The organism is Acinetobacter sp. 16 (assembly GCF_033439925.1).
Lineage (GTDB): Bacteria > Pseudomonadota > Gammaproteobacteria > Pseudomonadales > Moraxellaceae > Acinetobacter > Acinetobacter junii.
In genome coordinates this window covers 2,235,367-2,262,004 of record NZ_CP137746.1, presented here as the reverse complement: position 1 = coordinate 2,262,004, position 26,638 = coordinate 2,235,367, and the positions used below count along the sequence as shown (strand labels likewise).

Annotated in this window: 28 protein-coding genes; 8 read left to right on the top strand and 20 right to left on the bottom strand. The window is 37.5% G+C overall.

Annotated features, from left to right (window positions below; all coding sequences use genetic code 11):
• The first annotated feature begins 4 nt into the window (after positions 1 to 4).
• From R2H34_RS11095 to R2H34_RS11085, 3 genes are read left to right on the top strand one after another with little or no spacing between them, the layout of a single operon-like run.
• The gene (locus R2H34_RS11095) at positions 5 to 607 is read left to right on the top strand and encodes an alpha-E domain-containing protein (protein WP_125272006.1); all 603 of its coding nucleotides are present in this window, start codon (positions 5 to 7) and stop codon (positions 605 to 607) included.
• Positions 604 to 1,383, top strand: a complete 780-nt coding sequence (locus R2H34_RS11090; protein WP_004955099.1) for a transglutaminase family protein — start codon at positions 604 to 606, stop codon at positions 1,381 to 1,383. Before R2H34_RS11095 ends, R2H34_RS11090 begins: the two co-directional genes overlap by 4 nt.
• A gap of 15 nt (positions 1,384 to 1,398) precedes the next feature.
• Positions 1,399 to 2,133 (top strand): proteasome-type protease, encoded by a 735-nt coding sequence (locus R2H34_RS11085; protein WP_125272005.1) that lies wholly within the window; start codon positions 1,399 to 1,401, stop codon positions 2,131 to 2,133.
• Positions 2,134 to 2,169: 36 nt separating this feature from the next.
• Here the strand turns inward: R2H34_RS11085 and alr are convergent, their stop codons facing one another.
• From alr to ppsA, 14 genes are all read right to left on the bottom strand, one after another.
• Positions 2,170 to 3,240: an alanine racemase gene (gene alr / locus R2H34_RS11080; protein ID WP_125272004.1), complete on the bottom strand. Its 1,071-nt coding sequence runs from the start codon at positions 3,238 to 3,240 to the stop codon at positions 2,170 to 2,172.
• Positions 3,241 to 3,296: 56 nt separating this feature from the next.
• Complete coding sequence (gene dnaB / locus R2H34_RS11075) at positions 3,297 to 4,742, bottom strand: replicative DNA helicase (protein ID WP_004912188.1); 1,446 nt, start codon at positions 4,740 to 4,742, stop codon at positions 3,297 to 3,299.
• Positions 4,743 to 4,925: 183 nt separating this feature from the next.
• Complete coding sequence (gene rplI, locus R2H34_RS11070) at positions 4,926 to 5,372, bottom strand: 50S ribosomal protein L9 (protein ID WP_004912185.1); 447 nt, start codon at positions 5,370 to 5,372, stop codon at positions 4,926 to 4,928.
• A 12-nt stretch (positions 5,373 to 5,384) separates the two neighbouring features.
• A complete protein-coding gene (rpsR, locus tag R2H34_RS11065) occupies positions 5,385 to 5,612 on the bottom strand; it encodes a 30S ribosomal protein S18 (RefSeq protein ID WP_000090661.1) in 228 nt (75 codons plus the stop codon).
• Positions 5,613 to 5,623: 11 nt separating this feature from the next.
• The gene (rpsF, locus tag R2H34_RS11060; RefSeq protein WP_004912183.1) at positions 5,624 to 6,007 is read right to left on the bottom strand and encodes a 30S ribosomal protein S6; all 384 of its coding nucleotides are present in this window, start codon (positions 6,005 to 6,007) and stop codon (positions 5,624 to 5,626) included.
• Positions 6,008 to 6,139: 132 nt separating this feature from the next.
• Entirely contained in the window at positions 6,140 to 6,871 is a 732-nt protein-coding gene (locus tag R2H34_RS11055; protein WP_087540459.1) for a DUF3142 domain-containing protein, read from the bottom strand.
• A 12-nt stretch (positions 6,872 to 6,883) separates the two neighbouring features.
• Positions 6,884 to 8,998, bottom strand: coding sequence for a hypothetical protein (locus R2H34_RS11050; protein WP_087540461.1), 2,115 nt, complete (start codon positions 8,996 to 8,998; stop codon positions 6,884 to 6,886).
• A gap of 86 nt (positions 8,999 to 9,084) precedes the next feature.
• Entirely contained in the window at positions 9,085 to 9,963 is an 879-nt protein-coding gene (cyoE, locus tag R2H34_RS11045) for a heme o synthase (RefSeq protein WP_087540462.1), read from the bottom strand.
• Positions 9,964 to 9,973: 10 nt separating this feature from the next.
• Positions 9,974 to 10,303: a cytochrome o ubiquinol oxidase subunit IV gene (locus tag R2H34_RS11040; RefSeq protein WP_004912170.1), complete on the bottom strand. Its 330-nt coding sequence runs from the start codon at positions 10,301 to 10,303 to the stop codon at positions 9,974 to 9,976.
• Entirely contained in the window at positions 10,303 to 10,923 is a 621-nt protein-coding gene (gene cyoC, locus R2H34_RS11035) for a cytochrome o ubiquinol oxidase subunit III (RefSeq protein ID WP_004962899.1), read from the bottom strand. The genes R2H34_RS11040 and cyoC overlap by 1 nt, the downstream gene beginning before the upstream one ends.
• 4 nt (positions 10,924 to 10,927) lie before the next feature.
• Positions 10,928 to 12,910: a cytochrome o ubiquinol oxidase subunit I gene (cyoB, locus tag R2H34_RS11030; RefSeq protein ID WP_004962896.1), complete on the bottom strand. Its 1,983-nt coding sequence runs from the start codon at positions 12,908 to 12,910 to the stop codon at positions 10,928 to 10,930.
• A 3-nt stretch (positions 12,911 to 12,913) separates the two neighbouring features.
• Positions 12,914 to 13,969, bottom strand: coding sequence for a ubiquinol oxidase subunit II (gene cyoA / locus R2H34_RS11025; protein ID WP_005402364.1), 1,056 nt, complete (start codon positions 13,967 to 13,969; stop codon positions 12,914 to 12,916).
• A gap of 297 nt (positions 13,970 to 14,266) precedes the next feature.
• Entirely contained in the window at positions 14,267 to 15,034 is a 768-nt protein-coding gene (locus tag R2H34_RS11020; RefSeq protein WP_039047564.1) for an RDD family protein, read from the bottom strand.
• Between the two features lie 68 nt (positions 15,035 to 15,102).
• Positions 15,103 to 17,481 carry a phosphoenolpyruvate synthase gene (gene ppsA, locus R2H34_RS11015; RefSeq protein WP_318342266.1) on the bottom strand — a complete coding sequence of 793 codons (2,379 nt, stop codon included), beginning with the start codon at positions 17,479 to 17,481 and terminating at the stop codon, positions 15,103 to 15,105.
• A gap of 158 nt (positions 17,482 to 17,639) precedes the next feature.
• On the opposite strand from ppsA, the gene R2H34_RS11010 reads away from it, so the two are divergent.
• Both R2H34_RS11010 and R2H34_RS11005 read left to right on the top strand, forming a co-directional pair.
• A complete protein-coding gene (locus R2H34_RS11010; RefSeq protein WP_087540464.1) occupies positions 17,640 to 18,476 on the top strand; it encodes a pyruvate, water dikinase regulatory protein in 837 nt (278 codons plus the stop codon).
• Between the two features lie 70 nt (positions 18,477 to 18,546).
• Positions 18,547 to 19,263 carry a hypothetical protein gene (locus R2H34_RS11005; protein WP_087540466.1) on the top strand — a complete coding sequence of 239 codons (717 nt, stop codon included), beginning with the start codon at positions 18,547 to 18,549 and terminating at the stop codon, positions 19,261 to 19,263.
• Between the two features lie 40 nt (positions 19,264 to 19,303).
• Here the strand turns inward: R2H34_RS11005 and R2H34_RS11000 are convergent, their stop codons facing one another.
• Positions 19,304 to 20,305, bottom strand: coding sequence for an LLM class flavin-dependent oxidoreductase (locus R2H34_RS11000; RefSeq protein WP_087540468.1), 1,002 nt, complete (start codon positions 20,303 to 20,305; stop codon positions 19,304 to 19,306).
• A gap of 126 nt (positions 20,306 to 20,431) precedes the next feature.
• Positions 20,432 to 20,932, bottom strand: a complete 501-nt coding sequence (locus tag R2H34_RS10995) for a hypothetical protein (RefSeq protein ID WP_004955072.1) — start codon at positions 20,930 to 20,932, stop codon at positions 20,432 to 20,434.
• A gap of 246 nt (positions 20,933 to 21,178) precedes the next feature.
• Here R2H34_RS10995 and R2H34_RS10990 point away from each other — a divergent pair, with 246 nt between their 5' ends.
• On the top strand, positions 21,179 to 21,892 hold the full coding sequence (locus R2H34_RS10990) for a pseudouridine synthase (protein WP_087540470.1): 714 nt from the start codon (positions 21,179 to 21,181) through the stop codon (positions 21,890 to 21,892).
• Here R2H34_RS10990 and R2H34_RS10985 read toward each other — a convergent pair whose 3' ends face one another.
• The 4 genes from R2H34_RS10985 to R2H34_RS10970 form a co-directional block, all read right to left on the bottom strand.
• The gene (locus R2H34_RS10985) at positions 21,893 to 22,336 is read right to left on the bottom strand and encodes a GNAT family N-acetyltransferase (RefSeq protein ID WP_004912141.1); all 444 of its coding nucleotides are present in this window, start codon (positions 22,334 to 22,336) and stop codon (positions 21,893 to 21,895) included. It lies immediately after the preceding gene.
• A 95-nt stretch (positions 22,337 to 22,431) separates the two neighbouring features.
• Positions 22,432 to 22,740, bottom strand: coding sequence for a type II toxin-antitoxin system RelB/DinJ family antitoxin (locus tag R2H34_RS10980; RefSeq protein WP_004955067.1), 309 nt, complete (start codon positions 22,738 to 22,740; stop codon positions 22,432 to 22,434).
• Between the two features lie 110 nt (positions 22,741 to 22,850).
• Complete coding sequence (locus R2H34_RS10975) at positions 22,851 to 23,765, bottom strand: pseudouridine synthase (RefSeq protein ID WP_087540472.1); 915 nt, start codon at positions 23,763 to 23,765, stop codon at positions 22,851 to 22,853.
• 20 nt (positions 23,766 to 23,785) lie between these two features.
• Positions 23,786 to 24,073 (bottom strand): hypothetical protein, encoded by a 288-nt coding sequence (locus R2H34_RS10970; RefSeq protein WP_004962871.1) that lies wholly within the window; start codon positions 24,071 to 24,073, stop codon positions 23,786 to 23,788.
• Between the two features lie 121 nt (positions 24,074 to 24,194).
• Here R2H34_RS10970 and tsaE point away from each other — a divergent pair, with 121 nt between their 5' ends.
• Together tsaE and mutL are read left to right on the top strand one after the other, a co-directional pair.
• Positions 24,195 to 24,671: a tRNA (adenosine(37)-N6)-threonylcarbamoyltransferase complex ATPase subunit type 1 TsaE gene (tsaE, locus tag R2H34_RS10965; protein WP_004912134.1), complete on the top strand. Its 477-nt coding sequence runs from the start codon at positions 24,195 to 24,197 to the stop codon at positions 24,669 to 24,671.
• Positions 24,661 to 26,634 carry a DNA mismatch repair endonuclease MutL gene (mutL, locus tag R2H34_RS10960; RefSeq protein WP_087540474.1) on the top strand — a complete coding sequence of 658 codons (1,974 nt, stop codon included), beginning with the start codon at positions 24,661 to 24,663 and terminating at the stop codon, positions 26,632 to 26,634. The genes tsaE and mutL overlap by 11 nt, the downstream gene beginning before the upstream one ends.
• Positions 26,635 to 26,638 lie beyond the last annotated feature (4 nt).

Sequence of the window (26,638 nt, the reverse complement as noted above, 5' to 3'; positions counted from 1 at the left end):
ATCTATGACGTTACTCATTTCAAGTGCTCAACATGTATATTGGTTAGGTCGTTATTTATTTAGAATCGGTTATGTTGCGGAGCAACTCCCTTTTGTGGATGCTCAAAAAGCAGAAGTGTTTGCTCAAGGTTTATGTTTGCATATTGAAGATGCAGAAAATTTGAATCAATTTATGCTAGATGAGAAACAACCTTACTCATTAATTAATCAACTCGAAATTGCTCGTAATAATATCCAAGAACTTAGAGCTTTGTTTTCAGCAACTGCATATGCTGAATTAAACACGTTGATAAAAAATGCGACCAATACACCTGACATGATTTTAGAGCTAGTTCAAGATTGTCGAGAGATTTTAAAAAATGAGAAAGAGGAGATTTTTCTATTTTTTCATCTAGGTCAGTCTGTTGAACAAATCGACACACATTTTAGATTCCATAAAAATATACATTCTGTTATTGATTCAATTGATCCGATGATAGTTCAGCTTTCTAATTTGGGTTGGAGTGATCTTCAACACAGCTGGAATGGATTGAAAGATCAACCATATCTGAATCAGTTTTATGAATTTACTTATAAATTGGAAAATCAATTTGAGGTGTATGCATGAAACTTATGGTAAATCATCAAACACACTATCGATATACACAAAATGCACGTAATAGCGTGCAGTCAATTAAGATGATGCCGCAAAGTTCTAAGCATCAGATTATTGAGAATTGGCATATCAGTGTACCAGGCGAATATCGTTGCCAACGCGATGCCTTTAATAATCTCTGGTTAACTGCAACACAGCGTCATGATTACCGATATTTGACGATCATGGCTCAAGGAATTGTAGACCTATTTGAAACTGAAATCGGGCATTTCGAAAATGAAATTTCGCCTTATATTTTTCTGCAAAGAACCAGTCTGACTCATTGTGATCAGGAGATGTTGCATTTCGCACAAGATATCGTTCGTGCCAAAGATCGACAGCATTTAATTCTTTTATCTGAGAAGATATTAGAAAAAATGCCATACCAACCTGAGAGCACATCTGTCACAACATTGGCTACAGATGCATTTTATGCTGCTAAAGGTGTTTGCCAAGACCATGCACATGTCATGATTGCAATGTGTAAAGCATTACATTTACCTGCACGCTATGTTTCTGGTTATTTGTATGATCAGAATCAACCGCACCTTGCCAGTCATGCATGGGCAGAAGTATTTGTTGACAATCAATGGTATTGTTTCGATGTTAGTAACCAGATATTTAGCCCTCAAAATCACATCTATGTTGCAGTTGGTCGAGATTATCTTGATGTTGCTCCTATTCGTGGGGTTCGTGAACAGGGTGGTGTGGAGAGTATGATGTCGGTTGTTCAGGTTTTAGCGTGTTGAAGAAAAGAGAGCAAGATGACCTATTGTTGTGCATTAAGATTGGAGCAAGGTTTAGTACTCATCAGTGATACTAGAACAAATGCAGGGGTCGATCATATTTCAGTATTTCGTAAATTACATACTTTTGGTACTGAGGGTGAGCGTTTCATCGCACTTCAAACCGCTGGTAATTTAGCGACAACACAAGCGGTTTTAGGACATCTACAAAACTCTTTAACACTGCATCAAGAGCCAAATCTATACACTGTAAATACAATGTTTGAGGTAGCTGAACTTGTTGGTAAAACTTTGCGCAGAGTTTTAGAAGACATCACAAGTAATACGCAAGAACAGATGAATTATTCATGTAGTATCTTGGTGGGTGGACAGATTAAAGGTGAGGAAATGCAGCTTTATAATGTTTATCCTCAAGGAAACTTTATTTGTGCGACTACGGATACACCTTATTTTCAGATTGGTGAAAGCAAGTATGGTAAACCTATACTAGATCGTGCTTTGCACTATACGATGCCACTTGATGATGCTTTACGCTGTTCTTTGATTTCATTTGACTCAACGCTACGCTCAAATGTATCTGTAGGTTTACCTTTGGACGCTTTGGTATATTACAAAGATAGTTTCGTTATTCCTGAAGGTAAACGAATCAGTGAGGAAGATCCATATTTTACTCAAATTAGTAAACAGTGGTCAGAGACGTTACGTCGAGGTTTACAAGAGTTGCCAAAACCTACAGCGGATTACGGTTTATAAGAAAAAAATCCAAGCTTTTGCTTGGATTTTTATTGATTAGATACGTTGTCTTTGTGGTCTATTACTTAGTCTGCATAAAAGTTCATAACCGATCGTACCATTTGCATTTGCGACATCATCAACCAATCGTGTTTTACCCCAAAGTTCAACTTTGGTGCCGACTTTAACTTGAAGTTTAGTCGTGTCGATCGCAATCATGTCCATACTTACTCGACCAATAACAGGAGTTAGTTGCTTATCAATCGCTACGTAATTAGGTTTTACATATGCACGTGGATAGCCATCACCATAGCCAATAGAAACAATTGCAATTTGCATACTATTCGTTGCTGTAAAAGTAGAACCATAACCAACGCTTTCGCCTGCATGTATTTGATTTAATGCAATAATTTCTGCTTCAAAACTCATTACAGGTTTCAAATCAAGTTCATTAACATCTTTATCTGCAAAAGGTGTTGCACCATAAAGCATAATCCCAGGACGTACATAATCAAAATGTAAGTTTGGATATTTATAGATAGCAGCAGAATTACAACAAGAGGCTAATATTGGTTTGCATGCATTTTTTACGTCTAAAAATTGTTGAATCTGTTGCTCATTTAACGGGTGATCTACATCCGCATTTGCAAAATGCATAGTGAGTACACAGTTAAAATTCAATGATTTTAGTTGATGAATAACGGCTATAATTTCATTACTCTTAAAACCTAAGCGATTCATCCCGCTATTTAGTTTTACCCAAACCTTAAGTCCTAAGGCATTATAGGCTTCTTTATTTTGGATTAACCATTCTACTTGCTCATGTCGATGTACAACGCATTCAAGTTTCTGTTGAATAACATCTTCCATCTCATCTTCAGTAAATACACCTTCAATTAAGGTAATGGGTTGCGTATACCCCAGTCGCCTAATCTCTAAAGCTTCTTCCAAACAAGCTACACCAAAAGCATCCGTTGCATTTAAGGCGGCTAAACAATCCTGTACTCCATGCCCATATGCATTGGCTTTCACCATACTTACAATTTGGGAATGTGGTGCAAGTTGTTTAACACGGTTTAAATTATATTGTAGTGCTTTACTATCAATATAAATTGTTGCTTGGCGCACCCTGAGTACTCCTTTGGGACGGCTAGAAAATAAGTCAGATTACAAAATATTATGCGTTATTCTTCATCATCAAATTGTGCGTAGAATTCAGGTGAAAGATTACTAAAGCGAGTATATTGTCCTTCAAAGGCGAGACGGACAGTACCAATAGGTCCATTACGCTGTTTACCAATGATGATTTCTGCTGTGCCAGCTTCTTTAGATTCTTTGTTATAAACCTCATCACGGTAAATAAACATAATCAAATCGGCATCTTGCTCGATCGCTCCAGATTCACGCAAGTCAGACATTACTGGTCGTTTATTTGGGCGATTTTCCAGACTTCGGTTGAGCTGAGATAATGCAATTACAGGACAGTTCATTTCTTTTGCTAATGCTTTTAAGCTTCGCGAAATTTCAGAAATCTCACCAACACGGTTATCACCCATACCTGGAACTTTCATCAACTGTAAATAGTCGACCATGATGCAACCGATTTTTCCATCATGCATTTTGGCAATACGCCTTGCACGTGCACGAACTTCAGTTGGAGGTAATGCAGATGAATCATCAATATAAAGATGTTTTTCCTGTAATTGTAAAATCGTACCAGTTACTTTTGACCATTCGTCGCCGTCCAATTTACCTGAACGTAGATGCCCTTGATGAACCTTCCCATAAGAGGAAATCAAACGCATTGCGATTGAATCTGCTGGCATTTCCATAGAGTAAACAAGAGCAGGGAGGTTACAATTAAACAGTACACTCTCGACTAAATTCATGGCAAACGTGGTTTTACCCATCGAAGGACGTGCAGCAACAATAATTAAATCGCCCGCCTGCATACCATAGGTTTTATTGTCTAATTCAAGAAAACCTGTAGAAAGTCCTGTGATGTTGCCATCCATTTTGGAAAGCTCATCTAATTTGCTAATTACGTCAGCTGTTACTGAGCTGATCGACTTTGGACCTGAATCTTTTTTATTGTTGTTGTGCTGTTCCGCTAAAGAGAAAATATTAGTTTCAGCTAAGTCTAGAATTTCACTAACAGGACGACCTTTGGTGTCGTAAGCATTTTGTAAAATATCAGTACTGACTTTGATCATACTGCGTAAGGTTGAAAATTCCTTAATTTTGCTGGCATAGATCTCAAGGTTATAGAAGCTCGATGGTGAATCCGCCATCAATTGCATTAAGTATTCTTCACCGCCAATCGCATCGAGTAGATTCTGCTTAAGTAACCAGTCATTGACTAACACTGCATCATAAGGTGAGTTTTCTTGCGCTAATTTTTCAATAGCTCGATAAATATATTTATGTCGAGTTGCGTAAAAATCATTTTCCTTGAGTAAGTCACCCACTTGTTCAAATGATTCTGCTACCGTCATTAATGCAGCTAAAACAGCTTGCTCAATCGCAAGATTATGAGGAGGCGTTCTAAACTCTTTTAGTTGACTTGAGTCATTCACTTTACTCTCAGCGTTGGGAGTATTTTTTGCAAAATTGGCATTTGCCTGTGACATAACAAGACCTAATAAAAAGATGAAACCGTAAATGAATGACTATCTTAATCCAAATGGATACCAACAGGATAAGTTTATTAAAGAAAATTGTTTAAGTGATGAAAAAGTAGAATCAAAGCTTAAATCTAAATTATGGACATAAAAAAAGAGCATGTAAAAACATGCTCTTTTTTTTTGCAGAAATTACTCAGATACGATAGTAACGAGAACTTCAGCAACAACATCATGATGCAATTGGATTGCGATGTTGAATTCACCAGTGTGACGAAGCGCACCGTTTGGTAAACGAACTTCTGCACGATCTACTGCTAGACCAGCGTTCGTTAAAGCGTCAGCGATGTCACGAGTACCGATAGAACCGAAAAGTTTACCTTCATCACCAGCTTTAGCAGTGATAACGATATTTACTTCGTTCAATTGTTCAGCACGTGCATTCGCAGCAGCTAAAATAGCAGCTTCTTGTTTCTCAAGTTCAGCACGACGAGCTTCAAATGCAGCAGTGTTTGCTTCAGTTGCAGCTACAGCTTTACCTTGAGGGATCAAGAAGTTACGACCGTAACCAGCTTTTACTGATACTTTGTCGCCTAATTTACCAAGGTTCTTAATGCGTTGTAATAAGATAACGTCCACAGCTCACCTCACTTACTTATGGTTGTCAGTGTACGGAATCAAAGACAAATAGCGAGCTTGTTTAATAGCTAACGCTAATTGACGTTGATAACGAGCTTTAGTACCTGTAATACGGCTAGGAACAATCTTGCCGTTTTCAGTGATGTACTGTTTTAAAGTGTCGATATCTTTGTAGTCGATGTACGCAACATTCTCAGCTGTAAAGCGGCAGAACTTGCGACGACGGTAAAAACGTGCCATTGATGTTCTCCTTATTCAGCTTCTTGAATTGCTTGTTGTGCTTCTTCACGTTGAGCTTTACGCGCACGTTTTTCTTCAGCACTCTTAGCAAGTAAAGATTCTTCAGTAATTGCGTGTTCACGACGGATGATGATGTTACGAATGATTGCATCGTTATAACGGAACAATTCTTCTAATTCATCAAGAGTCGTTTGACCACATTCAACATTCATAAGAATGTAGTGTGCTTTGTGAATCTTGTTAATCGGGTAAGCCAATTGGCGGCGGCCCCAATCTTCTAAACGGTGAATTTGACCATCAGCTTCTTTGATCTGAGAGATATAGCGTTCAACCATACCTACAACTTGATCGCTTTGGTCTGGGTGTACCAATAGTACGATTTCGTAGTGACGCATTGTCAGCTCCTTACGGTTTAAGCAGCCCCTAACTTAAAATGAGTCAGAAGCAAGGAGTCATAACTTAAAAAGTTATGTCGCAAATTGCGAAGCTGCGATTTTAGACACCTTTCACCCAAATCGCAAGTAAATTCACGGTTTTTCACGCAGTAAAAAGATCACATAGCCTTTAAAATGCGGATCATGAATTGTCTTTAAGTCACTATATAATTTTCCATATTGCACAAAACCAATTTTATAAGGCAGTTTAAGATTTGCTATACGTTTTAAATATTCAGGGTAATTGGGAATAGAGGTGGTGCCTTGATAGGTTTGGATCACTAGTTCATCAATATTTTGTCTAAGAAGTTTTAGGGTGTCTTGCTCTTTAAAATTTGTCCAATCAAGTAATCCTGTAATACTTAGTTTATATTGAGCGGGAAGTTGACTTCTGAATTGACTTAAAAAATATGCGTATTCATTTAGATTGCGGGTTTTACTGTCAAAATCAATTTGAATCCCTTCAATCTGATTGCCTAGATTTTTCCAATGGTTTAAGCGAGTTAAGATGGTTTGGTAATTTTGTGAACTCCAATCTAAGTGGTGGGTTCGAAAAACGAGCCAAATTTTTTGATTGGGTAGTTTTAAAGTACCAATACCTTGCGGTATCAAAATTGAAGTCTGTTTTTGTTTTGAATAACGAATTTCACCTTGCAGAATATAAAGCTCTTTAGCCTTTGAGAGATAGGGGGCAGATTTTATCTCACCCCAAATCCAAAAGGATTGAAATTGATTGGCATCGATAGTTGGAGTTGCTGGTCGACTCGGTTGGTTTAGCCCCAATATCAACAGCAACATACTAAAAAGAATACACCTTAACCACATTAAAGGATAAACCTACCAATAATATTTCAGTGATTTAGCCCATGCACTTGTTGGATAATCTCTTTTGATTTGATCGTACCATTGCTTACGCGTGTTTTTAGCCACTTCGGTACCCCCGCAATCATTTATTCCACTCGGTGCATAACATTGAATTGCCCTATACAGTGCATAAGCATGTAAATCATCTTTTCGAGAAGATTTGATAATGTCTTTATAAATTTCACCGCGTGCGAAAATTTTTCCACTTATAGTTGGTTTTTGTTGCTCGTCATAGCTGAGTTGTTGCAGGCTATAACCTTGCTCACTTCGCATAAACTCTCCCAAACAAATGTTGAGTAGGGGATCATTTGGCAATTTACTGAGTTGTTGGGTCAATGTTAAGAGATTATCGCATTTGAGTTGAGCCGTGATCTTTGATCCATTCCAAATAAAACTAGCAAACTCAGGTTTGTTTTTTAAGTGTTCTTTTGCGCTTGAATATCCTTTGTATTCACTCGCATTTTTAGGCAAATATGAATATTTCTGTTGAAATAAATTGAATCTCTGGTGAACTAAACTTTTGCTTAATAAGGTATGAATAGCAGCTTGCTTTTGATCGACTGTGCTTTGATTTGATTGAATAATCTTGTCTAAACTATCTATATTTGCTTGTTGAGTTATAAATTGTTTTTGTAGATTTGGTTGGCTTATTTTGGCTTGCTTTCCTATAAAAGCTGAATAATCTTGTTTGATATTCAAATGTTTAGATAATGCGGTTTCAAATAAACCCTTCTGATAAAGTGTATGTGCTTGAGCAAGCTGGTTAGTCCAGTATTCTTCAGCAGTTTGGTTTTGACCGAGTTTTTCCAATATTTGACCTTTTAAAAAAGTTTGGCTTAGTTGTAAATAATTAGTATTTTTAATATTTGACTTTGGTAAATAATTTAAAGCATCTTGGGGTTTATTCTGAATAAAAAATAAATGAATCGCTCTTAAATAGTTAAATAATTCAGGTTGAGTTTTAAAGAAATCTTTTTGTGCATTAAGTTGAGACCACGTAATAGGTTGGTAATGTTCAGTTTTGTAGTCACGCATATTCATTAAATTATATATCGTCAAGAAAAAAGGGTCCTTGAGATTTTTGAGTTCAAATGAATTGCTACTAAAAATACGTCTATCAATTTCAGCAGGAAGTTGTCCCATATCTAAATTGTAAAATTTAGATTTAGGATTTTGAATTTGCCATACGATCTCATTGACTAAAAGATCTTGGCGTTTAGATAACCAAAAACCACGACGTAAAAATCCACGCGCACTTGCTACATAACGACCATTAGGGTAAGCATTTAGATAGTTCGTGATATGACCTAAGAACTGTTTTAGTAAGTTTTGATTAATATTATCAAGGTATACATCACCGTATTGATCAACACCTGTTGCATAAGCTGAATTGAGTGACGTCCGAATCAACATATATTGAGCTGTTTCTTTCAACCATGCATCTTCAACCGAAGTTAATACCGTAAAAATTTTCGTAGAAGATGAATAGTTAGCGTTATAAAACAAAATACTCGCATTTAAATAAGATGCGTATTGACGCGTGGTTGTTGACCAATTTGGATCGATAGAGATCAATGCAATTTTATTGTCACATTGATTCATCTTCTTGCGTTCGTTGATCAGAACAAGCTTTTCATTTGCTGGAATTAGTTTATGGGTTTTAACTTGATTAATAAAAGCATAGTTGCCTGAATTAAAACTATAACAACGTTCATCAAATATGATTTCATCTTTTACTGTTAATTCATTTCTCTGATTCTGAATTTTATTTTTTGTTGCCAACGATACATTTGCAGCATCAAAAGGCACATAACCAAAAGTCGCATCCCATAAGTTTTGATCTATCTGCATTGGTTCGATTTCAGCTAGACCCAAATCGCTTAGTAATAAGGCAGTATTAGTTTGACTATCGTTTGAAGGATATAAAACAGGTAAATTACTGCAACCATTTAGATCGCGATCATCTAAGTGTAGATTTGGTTCACAGATATTTTCAGCTCCAGCATAAATACTTTGAGCTTGAATAGAAATTGCTGTGATAAAAGTATAAAAAATGGGTTTTAAAATCGATATATTTTGAAGTTTCATTTAGGCAATAAAGTATGAATGTTTTTATTGCACGAAATGATAACAATTGAAGCAGAGAATAAAAAGATAGAGGTTCCTCTATCTTTTTAGAAAATAGGGAAGGTGGGTGCAGGACTATTAAAAGTAAAACTGAAACTTAAACTAATTACAGTAATCAAAATCACTGAAAATAAGAAAAAGCGTTTTGCCCAAAGTTGGTCATTTTCAGCTTTAAAACCTAAAATACCAATGTAGAACCAGTAAGCACACAGTAAATTACAGATCACCAAGAATACAATATTGGTATATCCATAGACATATAAACCATTCATCGCAATAGTAAATAAAATCACATAAATTAAGGATTCTATTTTTGTGCGTAGAATAGAGCGTGCTACAGGTAAAATTGGTACTCCTGCGTTTTTATAATCATCAAAACGATAGATAGCAATCGCCCAAGAATGTGGCATTTGCCATAAAGCATATGCAACAAAAATTAATAGGGCAGCCATATCGAATTGTTGAGTTACAGCCGTATAACCAATAACAGGAGGACTCGCTCCAGAAATACTACCAATTACAGTTTGATGGATTGTAGTACGTTTAGTCCACAAACTATAAAAACCGACATAGACAACAAAACCAATGACAGCAAACAAGAATGCATATGCATTTACAAAGAACCATAAAATGCCAAATCCAATAACTCCTAAGACCAATGCATAGAGCATTGCAATTGTTGGAGAGATTGTCTTTTTAACAAGAGCACGATTCATCGTACGCTGCATTTTTTGATCGATATCTTGGTCAATCACATTATTCACGACACAACCAGAAGCAACTACAAAAGTTGTACCCAGTAAGGTCAATAATAATAAGAGGATATCTATAGCGCCTTGGGCGGCTAAAAAGAAGCCGCCCAAGGTGGTAATAAAATTACCGAAGAGAATTCCTGGTTTAGTCAGGAATAAATACTTTTTCCACATGACAATCAGTTTAGATCATCATGTTGTAGTGTAGGTAATTCATAATCCACACTGAACCAACAAGAAGAACAGCGATACATAGGATTGTGTAGATGAATGCAATCAAGTTCCAGCGTTGTTCTGATGATGTATTCATGTGTAGGAAATACACAAGCTGTACCAGCACCTGAGCAACCGCTGTAATTGCGATTACAGTCATTAAAATACCACGACTAAAACCACCCGCCATCACCATTCCAAAAGGAATGATGGTGAGGACAACAGACAGGATGAAACCGACCGTGTACTGTTTGAAGTTACCGTGTGATGCACCTGCAGCATTATGGTCATGACCACTCATTAGAGAACTCCCATTAAGTAAACGACGCTGAATACACAGATCCAAACGATGTCAAGGAAGTGCCAGAACAAGCTTAAGCAAGCAAGACGACGTGTATTCGGTAGTGTCAAACCATTCTTTTTAATTTGATACATAAGTACCAGCATCCAAACTAAACCAGAAGTTACGTGAATACCGTGTGTACCAACTAAAGTAAAGAATGCTGATAAGAACGCACTATGAGTTGGACCATGGCCAGCATGTACAAGGTGCTGGAATTCATAAATTTCCATCCCAATGAACGTTGCACCAAATAAGAAAGTAACAAACAACCAAGCAATCACTTGATTAACGTTCTTTTTATAAGATGCAAGAACAGCGAATCCAAATGTTACCGAAGAGATCAAAAGGGCAAAGGTCTCAGTTAAAACAAAACCTAAAGAATCACCAAAAAGATCTTTCGCACTTGGAGTACCAGGCGGAATATGACTGCTTAATACAGCGAACGCAATGAAGAGTGATCCGAAAAGAATCAAGTCACTCATCAAATATGTCCAGAAACCAAAGACCGTTAAGTCTGTGTCATCGTGTTCGTGATGACCGTCATGACCGTGGTTGTCGTGATGAAGTACTTCAGCCATTTCCTTAGTCCTTCTTCAAGTGTTTTTCAAGTAACGCATAGCGTTCATTTTCAATACGTTCAACTTCTGCAGCAGGTACGTAGTAATCAACATTCTTAGTGAATGAGCTTACGATCAAGCTAACAACTGAAGCAACGAAAGAAACAACTACAAGCCACCAAATATGCCAGATCAATGCAAAACCAAGAACAGTAATGAACATTGCAATGATGAAACCAGCTGCACGATTAGTCGGCATATGGATATCTTCATATTTAGTATCGCGAGCGTAAGCTACACCATTTTCTTTATCTGTCCAGAAGCGGTCGATACCGTCAGCTGCTGGTAGATGTGCAAAGTTATAGAATGGAGCAGGAGATGAGGTAGCCCATTCAAATGTACGACCATCCCATGGATCGCCTGTGTAGTCCATATTTTGATGACGTTGTAAGAAACCAACGATAATCTGCATAAGGAAACAAGCAATACCGATAGCAATCAATACTGCACCGAACAATGCAATTGCTAAGTATGGATCCCATTCAGGGTTGTCATATGTATTCAAACGACGTGTCATACCCATGAAGCCAAGGATATAAAGAGGCATGAATGCAAAGTAGAAACCAATAAACCAGAACCAGAACGCAGCTTTACCCCAAGCTTCATTGAGTTTCCAACCAAACATTTTTGGCCAGTAGAAGATGATGCCGGCAAACATACCAAACACCACACCACCGATAATTACGTTATGGAAGTGAGCAATCAAGAAGAGTGAGTTGTGTACAAGGAAGTCCGCAGGTGGAACAGCCATAAGTACACCAGTTAAACCACCGATACCAAAAGTCACAAGGAAGCCAAGTGTCCAAAGCATCGGGGTAGTATAAGTAATGCGTCCCTTATACATTGTGAATAACCAAGAGAAGATTTTCACACCTGTAGGAATCGCAATAACCATCGTCATAATACCGAAGAATGCGTTAACGTTTGCACCCGCACCCATGGTAAAGAAGTGGTGAAGCCATACAACGAACGCAAGTACAGTAATTGCGATAGTTGCATATACCATTGATTTGTAACCGAACAACGTCTTACGAGAGAAAGTTGCAACGATTTCTGAGTATAGACCAAATGCTGGTAATACTAAGATGTAAACTTCTGGGTGACCCCAAGTCCAAATCAAGTTCACATAAAGCATTGGGCTACCGCCAAGCTCATTTGTGAAGAAGTGGAAACCGAAGTAACGGTCTAATGTCAACATTGCAAGCGTACCTGTTAATACAGGGAAAGATGCAATGATTAACACAGCTGTGCAGAGTGATGTCCAAGTAAAAATTGGCATGTCCATTAATTTCATGCCAGGTGCACGCATTTTAATAATGGTAACGAAGAAGTTAACACCAGATAAAAGCGTACCTAAACCTGAAACTTGCAGTGCCCAAATGTAGTAGTCAACACCTACACCAGGAGAATATTCGATGCCAGATAGAGGTGGATAAGCCATCCAACCTGTCGCAGCGAATTCACCTAACGCTAGTGAAGCCATCATCAACCCAGCAGCACCAGCAAATAACCAGAAACTTAGTGAGTTCAATAATGGGAATGCAACGTCACGAGCACCAATTTGTAGCGGTACTGAGATGTTCATCATACCTACAACAAGACCCATTGCCACGAAGAAGATCATGATTACACCATGTGCGGTAAAAATCTGATCGTAGTGTTCTGGGTGTAGGTAACCTTCACCACCGCCTTTAGCGAGGAAAAGTTGTAAACGCATCATGATTGCATCAGCGAAACCACGCAATAGCATGATTACAGATACAATGATATACATAATACCGATTTTTTTATGGTCTACAGATGTGAACCATTCGTTCCACAGATAGCCCCATTTTTTGAAATAAGTAATACCAGCAACAAGCGCGATACCACCTAAAACCATCATTGCAACTGTGACCAACACGATCGGATCGTGCGGAATTGCATCAAGTCCTAACTTTCCAAACATGTCTTATTCCTCTGCAGAAGCTGTGGCATGTTCATCATTGGTATGAGTTTCTTCAGTTGCATGCTCAGCAGGAGCTGAGTGGTCTGCACCATGATAGTTGCTCATATAATGATTGATAACAGATTCGAATAATTTAGGCTCAACTGAAGAATAATAAGTCACAGGATGTGGCTCTGTAGGGTAAGGCTTCATTTCTTCAGCCTCTTGCTTTTCTTCTGGAGTCTTTGCTTTTGCTACAAGTGCTTCGATCTGATATTTAGAACGATTGCCATCTTTAAGAGTCGCTAATTCAGCTTGGTCAAGTGTACCTTTTTGAATTGCTTCAGCATTGATACTTGTACCATTACCCGCTTTAACAGCTTCTACCCACTGTGCAAACTCTGGTTCAGTTACACTATGTGCCTTGAAGCGCATTTGTGAGAAACCATAACCTGAATAGTTAGCTGAGAAACCACGGAATACACCTGGTTCGTCTGCTAAAAGGTGAAGATGAGTCTGCATACCCGCCATAGCGTAGATCTGACCACCTAACTGTGGGATGAAGAACGAGTTCATCGTAAAGTTAGAAGTAATCTTAAAGCTTACAGGCGTTTTTTCTGGGAAGCGTACTTCGTTTACCGTTGCAATATTTTGCTCAGGATAGATAAAAATCCATTTGAATTGTTCAGCGATGGCTTGAACAGTTAAAGGCGCTTTATCTGACTCTAACGGACGGTAAGGGTCGTACTTGTGGGAACCCCACCAAGTTAACCAAGCTAAAATACCAATAATAATGACAGGAACACCCCAAACAACGATCTCAATTGTCGTAGAGTGTGCCCAAGTAGGTTTATAGTCTGCATCTTTATTCGATGCGCGATATTGCCAACCAAACCATAATGCCATGATAATTGATGGAATTACCACCAAAAGCATTAGATAGATCGCAGTCATCATGAGGTCACTTTGACCTTGACCAACTGGACCTTTATTGTTTAGTAGTACCATATCACCACCACACCCAGTCAAGAGTGCAGCCATCGTTGATAAAGACAATACAGCTAAAATCGTTTGTCTCATTTTACAACCTCGGTGAAGAGTCCCATTCCCTAATTAAATTATGGGATAGCGATTAAAGTGTCGCATGATTGATAAGAATTTTTTGTGAAATGCTTGTCAATTATCCGACACCGCTACGTTGTAGGGCATTATGCCTCATATTGAAAAACTAAGCTACTGATAAAGTACGCTGAAATGTTTGTTTTCAAACCCGATTTATCTTGTAGGGATTCGGGTTCAGTTGTTATTTTTCTCTATAGATATCAATTTAATATACAAAAAAGAGGAGTAAATCCTCTTTTTTATATCTTCACTTATTTATCGCTTTACGACTTTCGTTTTGGCTAATTTATCATGCAAAGTTTGACGTTTTTTGTTCAACATGAAGAATCCATAATCAATAATTGTGATAAAAGGCATAAATAGTAGATTCAGAATGATGAAAAGTATGCTTCTCACCCAGAAAGCACGAATTGTACTTACATTTGTGGTTGTCTCAGCATCTACGATTTTGATTTTGGCAATTTTCTTTCCAAGACTTTGACCTGATTTTGCAATCATGAATGCTTGTAACATCAACATGATAATAAGATATGCAAAAATACTGATCCATGCTTCATTTGGAATTAATTGAATAAGTTGTTGTTGCAGTTCAACAGCTTTACTAGATGCTACGTCTGTAGCCTGTAATTGTTTTTGAATTTCAAACAATTGAGTGTATTGGCTTTGATCAAAAAAGAAAGAGGGAATTGCTGCCATCGGTAGCCATAGCATTAGATCAAATATTTTTGCCAACGCACGCGACGCAAATGACGCCAGTTCAAAATTATCAGACTTCGTTTCAAGTTTAATTTTGAAGCTTGAATTTTCAGCTTCATTTTTAATTGGTGTATTAAAAGTTGAATAACCTACAGGTTCGTATACAAGTTTGCCTTGAGTTAATTCTCCAAGAGTTTTCCATTCAGTCATACCTTCATGCCATGCTAAGTCAGTAAGTAAAACTTGTTGACTTGCGAGCATTTGGTTTACTTGTTCTAAACTGTAAGGTCCAGCTTGTTGATTGTTACGAGCCAAGTAAATTTGCATAATTTTAAAATCTCAAGAACTAAAGATGAAAAAAGACCCTACGAAAGAGGGTCTTTTTCTAATAAAGATTAAGCCTTTTTGATCTGCTCTTCTGCAAGGAAGAACCAAGTATCAAGTACTGAGTCTGGGTTCAATGACACCGATTCAATACCTTGTTCCATTAACCATTTAGCAAGATCAGGATGGTCAGATGGGCCTTGACCACAAATACCAACGTATTTGCCTGCTTTGCGACAAGCATGAATTGCCATTGAAAGAAGCGCTTTAACTGCTGCATCACGTTCATCAAACAAGTGAGAAACAATACCCGAATCACGATCTAAACCTAGTGTTAACTGCGTTAAATCGTTTGAACCTATAGAGAAACCATCGAAATGTTCAAGGAATTGTTCAGCCAATAAAGCATTGGTTGGTAATTCACACATCATGATGATTTTTAAACCATTCTCACCACGTTTTAAGCCGTTTTGAGCAAGTAATTCGATAACACGTTTTGCTTCAGAAACTGTACGAACAAATGGAATCATGATTTGTACGTTAGTTAAGCCCATTTCGTCACGCACTTTTTTCAATGCGCGGCATTCAAGCTCGAAACAATCGCGGAAGTTATCTGATACATAACGACTTGCACCACGGAAGCCCAACATCGGGTTTTCTTCCTCTGGTTCGTATAATTTACCACCAATTAAGTTTGCGTATTCATTTGATTTGAAATCAGACATACGAACAATGACTGGTTTTTCCGCAAATGCAGCAGCAAGAGTCGAAATACCCTCAACTAATTTTTCAACATAGAACTCAATCGGAGAGGTGTAGCCAGCAGTTCGTGTCATCACTGCTGCACGTGTTTCGCGTGGCAAACTTTCAATATTTAATAAAGCTTTAGGGTGGACGCCAATCATTCGGTTAATAATGAACTCAAGACGTGCAAGACCGATACCTTCATTTGGAATTTGTGCAAAGTCAAATGCACGGTCTGGATTACCAACGTTCATCATAATTTTGAACGGTAGTTTTGGCATGGAATGAATAGAGTTACGTTGAACTTCAAAGTCTAACGCACCTTCATAAATAAAGCCTGTATCACCTTCAGCACAAGAAACAGTGACTTCTTGACCATCAGTTAATACTTCCGTTGCATTACCACATCCAACAATTGCAGGTACACCAAGTTCACGAGCAATAATGGCTGCGTGACATGTACGACCACCACGGTTAGTTACAATCGCAGCAGCACGTTTCATTACTGGTTCCCAGTCTGGGTCAGTCATGTCAGATACAAGTACATCACCGTCTTGTACTTTATCCATTTCTTTAATCGAAGTTACGACGCGAACTTTACCTGAACCGATGCGTTGACCAATAGAACGTCCTTCACAGATAACTGTACCGCGTTGCTTTAACAGGTAACGTTCCATTGTGCCGACATTTTGGCGACTTTTTACGGTTTCTGGACGTGCTTGAACGATGTAGATTTGACCATCATCACCATCTTTTGCCCACTCGATATCCATCGGTGAACCGTAGTGTTGTTCAATGATTAATGCTTGTTTTGCAAGTTCATGAAGCTCATGATCATTTAATGCGAATTGTTGGCGTTCAGGTTTTTCTACATCAACCACAACAACAGATTTACCCGCAGAACCTTCTTCACCATAAATCATTTTTTGGTGTTTAGAACCAAGATTACGACGTAATACTGCATGTTTGCCATTGTTTAAAAGGGGCTTAGATAAGTAGAACTCGTCAGGGTTAACTGCACCCTGTACAACCATTTCACCCAAACCATAAGAGGCTGTAATGAATACAACATCACGGAAACCAGATTCTGTATCAAGTGTAAACATAACACCAGCAGCACCAGTTTCAGAACGAATCATACGTTGAACACCAGCTGAAAGCGCAACAACACTGTGTTCAAAGCCTTGGTGTACACGATATGCAATCGCACGATCGTTATATAAAGATGCAAAAACTTCTTTAATCGCGATCAGGATATTATCGATACCACGAATATTTAAGAAAGTTTCTTGTTGACCTGCAAATGATGCGTCAGGTAAATCTTCTGCAGTTGCAGAAGAGCGTACAGCTACAGCGATGTCTGGATTACCGTTTGAAAGTACTGCAAATGCCTCGCGGATTTCTTTTTCTAATGCGGCGGTCAGTGGAGTATCAACAATCCATTTACGGATTTTTGCACCAGTCTCAGCAAGTGCGATTACATCATCTACATTAAGTTGTGCAAGTTCAGCCTGAATACGAGCGTTTAAACCGCTTTGATCCAAGAACTCACGATAGGCAGCAGCAGTTGTTGCGAAACCACCAGGTACCGATACACCAGCATTGGATAAATGGCTGATCATTTCACCCAAAGATGAGTTTTTCCCACCTACGAGTTCGACATCGTGTTTCCCTAATTTTTCCAGACCGATTACGCGCGCTTCCAAAGTATTTACTCCACTTTTTTTGCAGTATGAATGACCATCATTGGTATGAAATTATACGAAAGTGCCTAGATTAACCGTTTTACTAAGCGACAGTCATGTTAGATGAGTTTACTATAAAGATTATAGAGCACTAAGACAAATGTTTAAGGAGAATTTTGATGCCCGTAAGTAAAGAAATTAAACGGAGCGTATATTTTATTTCAGACGGTACAGCGATTACAGCTGAAACCCTTGGGCATTCACTACTTGCTCAATTTCCGAACGTTGATTTTGACATTCATATTATGCCTTATATCACCACTGAAGAAGCTGCGATGAACGTTGTTGCTGAGATCAATGCTTGTCAAAATAGAGACGGTTCTTTGCCCCTTGTTTTTGACACTTTGGTTGATCCACATGTTCGTGAAATCATCAACACAGCAAAAGCTGTAAATTTGGATGTTTTTGAAGGCTTAATCAGTAAATTATCTGATGAGCTTGGGACACCACCAACGACTTTAGTTGGTCAAACACATGCAGTAACGGATTCTGAATATTATAAGGCTCGTATTGATGCGGTTCACTTTTCGCTAGACAATGATGATGGTGCAAGAACTCGACATTACGATAAAGCAGATATTATTTTGATCGGAGTATCTCGTTCAGGGAAAACACCGACTTCAATTTACCTTTCTCTGCAATTTGGTATTCGTGTTGCGAATTATCCTCTCACAGAAGAAGATTTGGATGACAATCGTTTGCCTAAAATTCTCAAAGAACATAAGAATAAATTGTTTGGCTTAATGATCGATGCTGAGCGTTTGGTTGCGATTCGCAATGAACGTAAAGCGAATAGTCGTTATTCGAGTTTTAGTCAATGCCAAATGGAGTTGCGTGCGATTGAAGGTATTTATATTTCTGAAGGGATTAAATACTTAAATGTGACTGAAATGTCGATTGAGGAAATTTCAACGCGTGTTTTACAGATGACGGGTTTAAAACGTCGTATTGGATAAAATGAATGTTTATTGAGTATAGATAAAAAATCTATACTCAAATTTCTAATAAGAAAAACGGATAGATAAAATGAAAAACATCTTCATTTTTATTGCATTAATATTTAGCTCAATTATTCATGCCGAGACTTTAGCCCAGTTTGAAAGTAGGGTAGTTAAAAATTATAAAGACAAATCTTTTTATGATGTGAATCAGTCAATAGAGACTGAGATAGTGGCTAAAATTCAAAACGATAAAACAAGCTTTAGTTACTCTTTTCCTGCATTTCAAGATCACTATAATTTGAGAACACATTATTCTCCTGACAAAAAAATAAAATTTTATACCTTCGATATCGGTGGAGGAGGAACAATGGGGGAGTTTTCTTTTTATTCACAAACACTTATTTACGGAAAGAATGTAGTTACTCCCATTGAGACTGGTTTCATTTTGGATGTTAAACAAAGTTTGTTGAACAAACAGCCAATTTATTTGATTGAGAGTTATTATAAAGGAAGCAGTTGTGTTGGAACATATGTTATTCAAGGCTTTAAATTGTTAGCATCAGGGGAGTTGGAGCTTACAAAGATTTTTCAAACCAAGAAATCGTTGTTGGATCAAATTACAGTTGATTATGATTGTAATCATCATATGGGCAGCAGTGACACACCTGAATATATTCGTATCAGTAAAGATTTGATTACCATAGATATTCTTTTATTAAACCAAAATTTCAAACCACTACATAAGTATTTAAGATATGTCAAAAAAGATGCAGCTTATCAATATTTGGGTACAGTGAAGTAAGTATTTTTCTAAGTCATACTTACTTCATAATCTAAAGTACTTAACTGTGTTTAATTTCCATCAGTAGGCTAAAGTTGTCTAAACGTTTTTGGGTATCGTATATATCACACGTGAAAATAAACTCATCAACATCATATTGTTGGATAATTTTACTTAAGCCTACTTGAACAGTATCTTTCGAACCAATTTGAGCCATCGCATAAAAGTTTTGTATAGCTATTTGTTCAGCGCTACTTGCAAGACCTTCAGTCGATTTAACAGGAGGTTTAAGTTTTAAACTATCACCACGAATCAAGTTTAAAATACGTTGATAAGAACTAGTTGCTAAATATTGAGCCTCCTCATCCGTAGATGCAACAACAGTTGGAATACCCATTGATACATATGGTTGATCAAGATATTCAGAAGCTTGGAAATTGTCGCGATAAAGTTGAATAGCTTGTCCTAGCATGCGTGGAGCAAAATGTGATGCGAAAGAATAAGGAAGCCCAAGTTTCGCTGCTAACTGAGCACTAAATAGACTCGAACCCAATAACCAAACGGGCACATGAGTATTTTGTCCAGGTGTGGCAATAATTTTTTGATTGGGTTGAGGCGCTTTGAAATATTGCAGTATTTCTAATACATCCTGAGGGAATTGGTCTTCAGTCTCTTGGCGACCACGTCGAAGTGCTCGCATAGTTAAAGGGTCTGTGCCAGGCGCACGACCTAAGCCTAAATCAAATCGATTGGGGTAAAGTGTTGCTAGGGTACCAAACTGTTCAGCCACAACGAGTGGTGCATGATTAGGCAGCATAATGCCACCAGAGCCTAAACGAATATGTTGCGTGTGTGCGGCGATAAAACCTAAAAGAACAGCGGTAGCGGAACTTGCGATACCATCCATATTATGGTGCTCAGCTAGCCAAAAACGTTCATAATTTAGTTGCTCTACATGTTGTGCGAGTTCAAGTGCATGGTGAAGTGAAAACTCAATACTTTTATCTTCGCGAACAGGTGCCAGCTCCAAAACTGAAAACTTTATCTCTTGTAATGATTTCATCGATATAACCTAAAACAATATATCGAAATAATACGATATATTGTTTTTGATGTATATTGAAATTTTTCGATATATTACCTCAATAATAAAAAAGCACCCGAAGGTGCTCATATTAAATATTTAAAATCAACGATTTTTGTACCAACCACGGTGTAAACCATTGTCGTGACGGTATTTGTAACGAGAGTTGTAATAACGTCTATCATCGTATGAGCGACGATTTTCATAGCGGTCATCATATCTACGATTGTCTAGATCACGATCTTGACCTACTTTTTGACCTAAAACAGCACCACCTGCAGCACCTAGAGCAGCACCTACATAACCGCCATTGGTTCCTGCAACATTACGTCCTACAGTATAACCACCTACACCACCTAATCCTCCACCAATAGCAGCTTCAGTTCGATCGCGTTTATTACTTGACGCGGCTGCACCACCTGCACCACCAATCGCTGAACCAATCATAGCTCCAGTATTGCCACCGAGTTGTTGACCGATTGCAGTTCCAACAACACTACCCAGTGCTGAAGTCGCGGCAACACGAGTTGAATTATCCGCATGAGCAACAGACAGCATAGATGAGGTTGCAATAATAGTACTGTATAACCAAATTTTAGATTTCATACTGAAACTCCTTGTCCATTTTTTGGGACAATATTTTTGCTTGAAACAAATGTAACAAGAATTTTGAGCCAAAATATGGAGTGCAAGCCTCAGAGTTTGATTCTTTTAGAAGGGTTTTGTATTGCTTGTATTACAAATGGAGAAATTGTGAAGATTGCCTATATCGGATATACATACAGTTCAACATACAGCAGTATGGGTAAGGAATAGAGTACAATAAACGGAGTTTTTGATCGGATTTAAAAGATGTTGTTGGAAAAAATTTTGCAATCGCAAGGGTTTGGTTCTCGAAAATACTGTCAACAAATTATCAAAAATGGTTCAGTGACGATTGAAAACCAAATTTGTGATAATCCGAAGCAAAATTTCCCAACAGAACATTTAAGTTTTGAAGTTTTTGGCGAAGAGTATTTATTTCGCGAGAATGTTTATATCGTGTTAAATAAACCTAAAGGTTATGAGTGTTCTCACCAAGCAACGCATCATAAAAGCGTATTCAGTTTATTTCCCGAAATTCTTCTACATCGTGGTATTCAATGTGTTGGGCGGTTAGATCAGGATACAACAGGATTATTATTATTAACTGATGATGGTCAATATTTGCAAGCTTTGACCAATCCGCGTAAACATGTTCCAAAAGTTTATCATGTCACAACAGCAGACCCTATTACACAAGAGCAAAAACAGGCTTTAGAACAAGGTGTTGAGCTGAGAAATGAAAAAGGAATTTACGCTGCTACGGATGTTCATTTATTTTCTGAACATCAGCTTTCTATGACGATTCACCAAGGCGTCTATCATCAAGTTAAGCGAATGTTAGCTGCAGTTGGGAATAAGGTGGAAGATTTACATCGTCATCAAGTTGGTTTATTTGAATTGCCAAAAATTCCAGAGGGTGAGTGGCTGTATTTATCTGCTACACAAAAACAGCTTAGTCATAATATTGCACTGGAAAAGTAATTATTTGAGGAAGCAATGAAAGGTGTTGAACTCATCATCCCGCATAAAACCCATTTGCTCATAAAGTCTATGAGATTCAATATTATTTTTTTGAGTTTCTAAACTAATGCGTAAAGCATTTTCGTGTCTTGCAAATAAAATAGCGGTGTCGATGAGTTGTTTTGCCGAACCTTGTTTACGGTAGGATGGGGTTACATAGACATCATCCAAAATATAGTAGGTTTCACAAGCAACTGATGAGAACGCAAGATAAAGTAAGACAAATCCTGTAAAGACATTATCTTTTACGTGAATAAAGATAACACTTTCCTTATTGTCAAATCGGTGCTTCAAAAATTGGTAGGATTGCTTAATGTTTGCAGAGGCACCATAAAATTGACGATATTCATCAAATAAAACAGCAAGTTGCTCTAGGTCTTCACGTGTTGCTCTCTTGACAATCATTCCTAAATCCATGAGTTATAATTTTATTTGGATTGTCAGAATATCTAAAAAGATTCAGCTTAAAAATTAAAAACTTGTTTAAAAATGCAACATTGTTAACTTTTGTCACTTTCACCAAGCAAAGCATTTAGTTCTTCAAACAAATCTTCATGGTCATCTTCTAAGTCTGTAGATGTTGAATGATCAGCGGTTGTAGCATTTTTTGATTTTCTTAATTTGAGTAACTGTTCCATGTTGATGTTTTGGTTTTCAATCGCAAACGGGATAGATTTTGTCAAAACTACTTGTTTGAAGAAAAGTCGAACTGCTTGAGCAGGGGAGATACCTAACTGCTTAAAAACAGCAAAAGCTTGTTTCTTTTCCTGTGAATCAAGACGAACCTGATAAACTTCTGTTTTTCTCATGAAAAATATGACCAAATATTTTTTAATTATCGCTAGGTATTTTAAACGATCAAAAGCTAATTTCAATCGTTTTGAGTTGAAATAATGCTTTTTTTGTCATTACGTCATACTTACAATGTCAATTCATGGTTGGATCTAAAAATTCTTTGTAAATTACTGATCGGATCAATAAAACTAATTTCTTTTGCTAACAGTTGAAGTGGATGATTAAAGTCATCGTCTGCTTTATGTAGTACGGTTGGATAAAAAGGATCATTTAGAATAGGAATATTTAGATGATTGAGATGCACCCGAAGTTGGTGTTGTTTTCCAGTTTTGGGTGAAAGTTGATATTTAGCATGTTGGAAATTGTGTTCAAGTAATTCTATAAATGTTTCAGTATTTGCTGTTTTGTCATAGTTCACTCGCATGGTATAGAAAGGATGACCTTTTTCCATGTGTAATTCCAAAGACATTGGAAATTTGATTTCTGGTCGATATGCAGCGATAGCATGATAAGTTTTTTGTACTTTTCGTTCGGCAAAAAGTTGCTGATAGATTCCACGTGATTCTGCTTTCTTACAGAAAAGCACTATGCCTGCAGTTTCACGATCAAGTCGATGTATTGGTGTTAGTTCAGCATATCCCATTTGTTTTTTTAGTCTTACCAATAATGTTTCTTGAACGTATTGACCTGTTGGAGACATCGTCAGGAAATGTGGTTTATCTACGACAAGCAAATGTTCATCTTCAAATAGAATTTGATGCTCAAATGGCACATGTATTTCATGCGCCAGAAAACGATAATAGAAAATAAAAGTATTGGGCGTATAGCTATCTCGAATACTTAATTTCATACCGTCTGAGGCATAAATTAATCCATCCTCAAAGCGTTGTTGCCACTCTATTGCTTGTATATGAGGGAATTGAACACATAAGTATTCAAAAATAGTCAATTCAGAGACATCATTGGGTAGAAAGACTTTACTGGCACTAACACCATTTATTAACGGAGGAGTAAATAGTGATTTTGCTGCTTTCATCATAAGATATTAAAGTAGGTAATTTAAACTGAAGGATGTGGGTAGATATTGTGTTTATTTTTAATGCTGTCATAGCATTCAATACACACTACTGCCATTTGGTTGAAATTACGAAATACATCAGTCATTTCTTGTTCTTGTGTAAAAACATATTCACATGCTAAACACCAACCTTGAGGATTGGTTCGATCTGAAACGTTTTCAATAAATCCTAATGGATGTCCATGATTTTGAACTAAATGCCCACATATGACAGCAGCATAGTTTTGACCGTGGCATGCACAGTCAATTAATAAAGCTTCAGAAGACATATTGATCCTTTAATTTTTGAGATCATAATTGCATTAAAATGTAGCAGCTTTTCTTTACGGATTAGGCTTTAAAGCAGGGCAATGTTATCATAGCTGCCATCCCAATTTTGTTTTATTTGCCATGTCGTATTCAGTGAAATTTACCCTAAATCATGAACAAGACACTCAACGTTTTGCACAAGTCTTATCTCAGCAGATTCGTTCAGGCATTATTTATTTGATTGGTGATTTAGGTGCTGGTAAAACGACTTTCACACGCTATTTTCTTCAGAGTTTGGGGCATCAAGGTTCTGTAAAAAGTCCGACATATACATTGGTTGAGCCTTATACCATCAATGGTCAAGAAGTTTTCCATTTTGATTTATACCGATTAGATGATCCATATGAATTGGAGTTAATGGGTATTAGAGATTATCTTGAAACGCCAAATGGATTATTTTTATTTGAATGGCCATCAAAAGGTGGTGATGAAATTCCACAAGCTGATGTTGTTATTGATATACAAAAATCAGATGATGAATTAACTCGTTTTGTGACATTAGATGTAAATTCACAACAGCTAGCCGATACTTTGCAGGAACAATTGCATGGTGCATGATTCAATACGTCGTATTCATACTCTTGATGCCGCACTAGCGAACCAAATTGCTGCGGGTGAGGTGATTGAACGTCCCTCATCAGTGGTCAAAGAATTATTAGAAAACTCGATTGATGCTGGTGCGACTGAGTTGATTATTCGCGTAGCTCAAGGTGGCTCAACACTGATAGAAATCATAGATAATGGTCATGGTATTCATTCAGATGATTTACCTTTGGCTGTAATGCGCCATGCTACGAGTAAAATAAAAACTTCTGAAGATCTTCATGCAATTGTCAGTTTAGGTTTTCGTGGGGAGGCGCTTGCGTCGATTGCTGCGGTGTCACGTTTAACATTAACCAGTAGTCAAGATGAACAAGGAATTGGCTATCAGGTCGAAGTGAATGGTACTGCGTTTGATCATCAACAAGTTCAAGCTGTCGCTGCACAGAAAGGAACACATATTCGTGTGCAAGATTTATTTTTTAATGTACCTGCGCGCCGTAAGTTTTTAAAGAAACCAAGTACTGAATTTGGTCATATTGAAGAAATAGTTCGCCGTTTGGCTCTGACTCATTTTGATATTCGTTTTGTTTTAGAACACAACGACAATATTCGCCTGAATTTACCCGTCGCAGATAGTGGAGAGTTACGCTATCAACGTGTTCAACAACTATTAGGTCAACAATTCATTCAAAATGCGTATTGGATAGATGCTGAAAGTATCAATATGCGTTTGTCAGGTTGGTTGGGTCATCCATCTGATGCACGCGCTCAAGCAGACTTGCAATATGTGTATGTAAATGGTCGTATTGTAAAAGATAAAACAATTTCACATGCTTTAAGAATGGCTTATGATGGAATTCTGCATGGTCATCAGCATTCTTCGTACTTACTTTTTTTGGAAGTTGATCCAGAAAATATTGATGTAAATGTACATCCAACGAAGCACGAAATACGGTTTTTGAATCAGCGTGAAGTTCACGAGTTTGTGCGACACTATGCAAAAGAAACCTTGTCACAATTTCAAACTGCAAGTGCTGATTTAGCCCAAGCGATGAAAGTGGAAGAATCCACAACAAATTTTAATTATCAATCGCAACCTAAGTACCAAGAACAATTTAATTTACATCGTAATCATGTTGAAACTGAATCCTCAATAAATGATCAAAATCAGATTTCAACTGATTTACTCACAGAGTTTAATCAAAGTCGTCCACAGGCTGTGCAATATAATTCAGTACCGCAAGAACCTCGTTACAATGGTTCAGTTCAACTCAATAATGCACTAAAAACTTATCTAGCTCCTTTACGAGATGAGAAAACATCATTTGAGCGTGAAGATACTTCATCTGTGAAAAATGGTGACCTAGAGGGATTTAAAACTCGAGTAGACGAATTTCCACTCGGTATCGCAATTGCACAGCTTCATGGAATCTATATATTAGCTCAGAATACTGAGGGTTTAATTATTGTTGATATGCATGCCGCGCATGAACGTATTTTGCTGCAACAAATGAAATCAGCATGGGATAAACCTGAATTTTGGACATCACAGCAACTCTTAATTCCAAAAGTTGTTTCTATAACCCGTATGCAAGCCGTGCGAATTGAAGAATTACAATCTCAATTACAGCGTTTGGGTTTAGAAATTAATCAATATGGTGATGAGCAAGTGATTGTGCGTGGCGTACCTGCCATTTTACAAAAAGCTGACTTTGATCGTCTGATTCCAGAGCTGTTAAATGATCTTGATCCAAATGATGAAGCAAGAGGCTTATTGCAAAAACGTGATGAACTTTTAGCAGGAATGGCATGTCATGGTGCTGTTCGTGCACATCGTCAATTGAGTTTATCTGAGATGAATGCTTTATTACGTCAAATGGAACAAACTGAATTTGCCAGTCAATGCAACCATGGTCGTCCAACGTGGCGTGCATTTCCACTTCACCAACTAGATAAATTATTTGCTCGAGGAGAGTAGTTCT

Excerpts from the sequence above, each read along its gene's own strand:
- tsaE (WP_004912134.1), top strand. The coding sequence starts at position 24,195 with ATGTCGTATTCAGTGAAATTTACCCTAAATCATGAACAAGACACTCAA.
- R2H34_RS11085 (WP_125272005.1), top strand. The coding sequence starts at position 1,399 with ATGACCTATTGTTGTGCATTAAGATTGGAGCAAGGTTTAGTACTCATC.
- R2H34_RS11010 (WP_087540464.1), top strand. The coding sequence starts at position 17,640 with ATGCCCGTAAGTAAAGAAATTAAACGGAGCGTATATTTTATTTCAGAC.
- cyoE (WP_087540462.1), bottom strand. The coding sequence starts at position 9,963 with ATGTGGAAAAAGTATTTATTCCTGACTAAACCAGGAATTCTCTTCGGT.
- R2H34_RS10995 (WP_004955072.1), bottom strand. The coding sequence starts at position 20,932 with ATGAAATCTAAAATTTGGTTATACAGTACTATTATTGCAACCTCATCT.
- rpsR (WP_000090661.1), bottom strand. The coding sequence starts at position 5,612 with ATGGCACGTTTTTACCGTCGTCGCAAGTTCTGCCGCTTTACAGCTGAG.
- cyoB (WP_004962896.1), bottom strand. The coding sequence starts at position 12,910 with ATGTTTGGAAAGTTAGGACTTGATGCAATTCCGCACGATCCGATCGTG.
- R2H34_RS10975 (WP_087540472.1), bottom strand. The coding sequence starts at position 23,765 with ATGATGAAAGCAGCAAAATCACTATTTACTCCTCCGTTAATAAATGGT.
- R2H34_RS11055 (WP_087540459.1), bottom strand. The coding sequence starts at position 6,871 with ATGTGGTTAAGGTGTATTCTTTTTAGTATGTTGCTGTTGATATTGGGG.
- R2H34_RS11000 (WP_087540468.1), bottom strand. The coding sequence starts at position 20,305 with ATGAAATCATTACAAGAGATAAAGTTTTCAGTTTTGGAGCTGGCACCT.
- cyoA (WP_005402364.1), bottom strand. The coding sequence starts at position 13,969 with ATGAGACAAACGATTTTAGCTGTATTGTCTTTATCAACGATGGCTGCA.
- mutL (WP_087540474.1), top strand. The coding sequence starts at position 24,661 with ATGGTGCATGATTCAATACGTCGTATTCATACTCTTGATGCCGCACTA.
- dnaB (WP_004912188.1), bottom strand. The coding sequence starts at position 4,742 with ATGTCACAGGCAAATGCCAATTTTGCAAAAAATACTCCCAACGCTGAG.
- R2H34_RS11040 (WP_004912170.1), bottom strand. The coding sequence starts at position 10,303 with ATGAGTGGTCATGACCATAATGCTGCAGGTGCATCACACGGTAACTTC.
- rpsF (WP_004912183.1), bottom strand. The coding sequence starts at position 6,007 with ATGCGTCACTACGAAATCGTACTATTGGTACACCCAGACCAAAGCGAT.
- R2H34_RS10990 (WP_087540470.1), top strand. The coding sequence starts at position 21,179 with ATGTTGTTGGAAAAAATTTTGCAATCGCAAGGGTTTGGTTCTCGAAAA.
- R2H34_RS10980 (WP_004955067.1), bottom strand. The coding sequence starts at position 22,740 with ATGAGAAAAACAGAAGTTTATCAGGTTCGTCTTGATTCACAGGAAAAG.
- R2H34_RS11020 (WP_039047564.1), bottom strand. The coding sequence starts at position 15,034 with ATGCAAATTTACTTGGCTCGTAACAATCAACAAGCTGGACCTTACAGT.
- R2H34_RS11095 (WP_125272006.1), top strand. The coding sequence starts at position 5 with ATGACGTTACTCATTTCAAGTGCTCAACATGTATATTGGTTAGGTCGT.
- R2H34_RS10970 (WP_004962871.1), bottom strand. The coding sequence starts at position 24,073 with ATGTCTTCTGAAGCTTTATTAATTGACTGTGCATGCCACGGTCAAAAC.
- R2H34_RS10985 (WP_004912141.1), bottom strand. The coding sequence starts at position 22,336 with ATGATTGTCAAGAGAGCAACACGTGAAGACCTAGAGCAACTTGCTGTT.
- R2H34_RS11050 (WP_087540461.1), bottom strand. The coding sequence starts at position 8,998 with ATGAAACTTCAAAATATATCGATTTTAAAACCCATTTTTTATACTTTT.
- cyoC (WP_004962899.1), bottom strand. The coding sequence starts at position 10,923 with ATGGCTGAAGTACTTCATCACGACAACCACGGTCATGACGGTCATCAC.
- R2H34_RS11090 (WP_004955099.1), top strand. The coding sequence starts at position 604 with ATGAAACTTATGGTAAATCATCAAACACACTATCGATATACACAAAAT.
- R2H34_RS11005 (WP_087540466.1), top strand. The coding sequence starts at position 18,547 with ATGAAAAACATCTTCATTTTTATTGCATTAATATTTAGCTCAATTATT.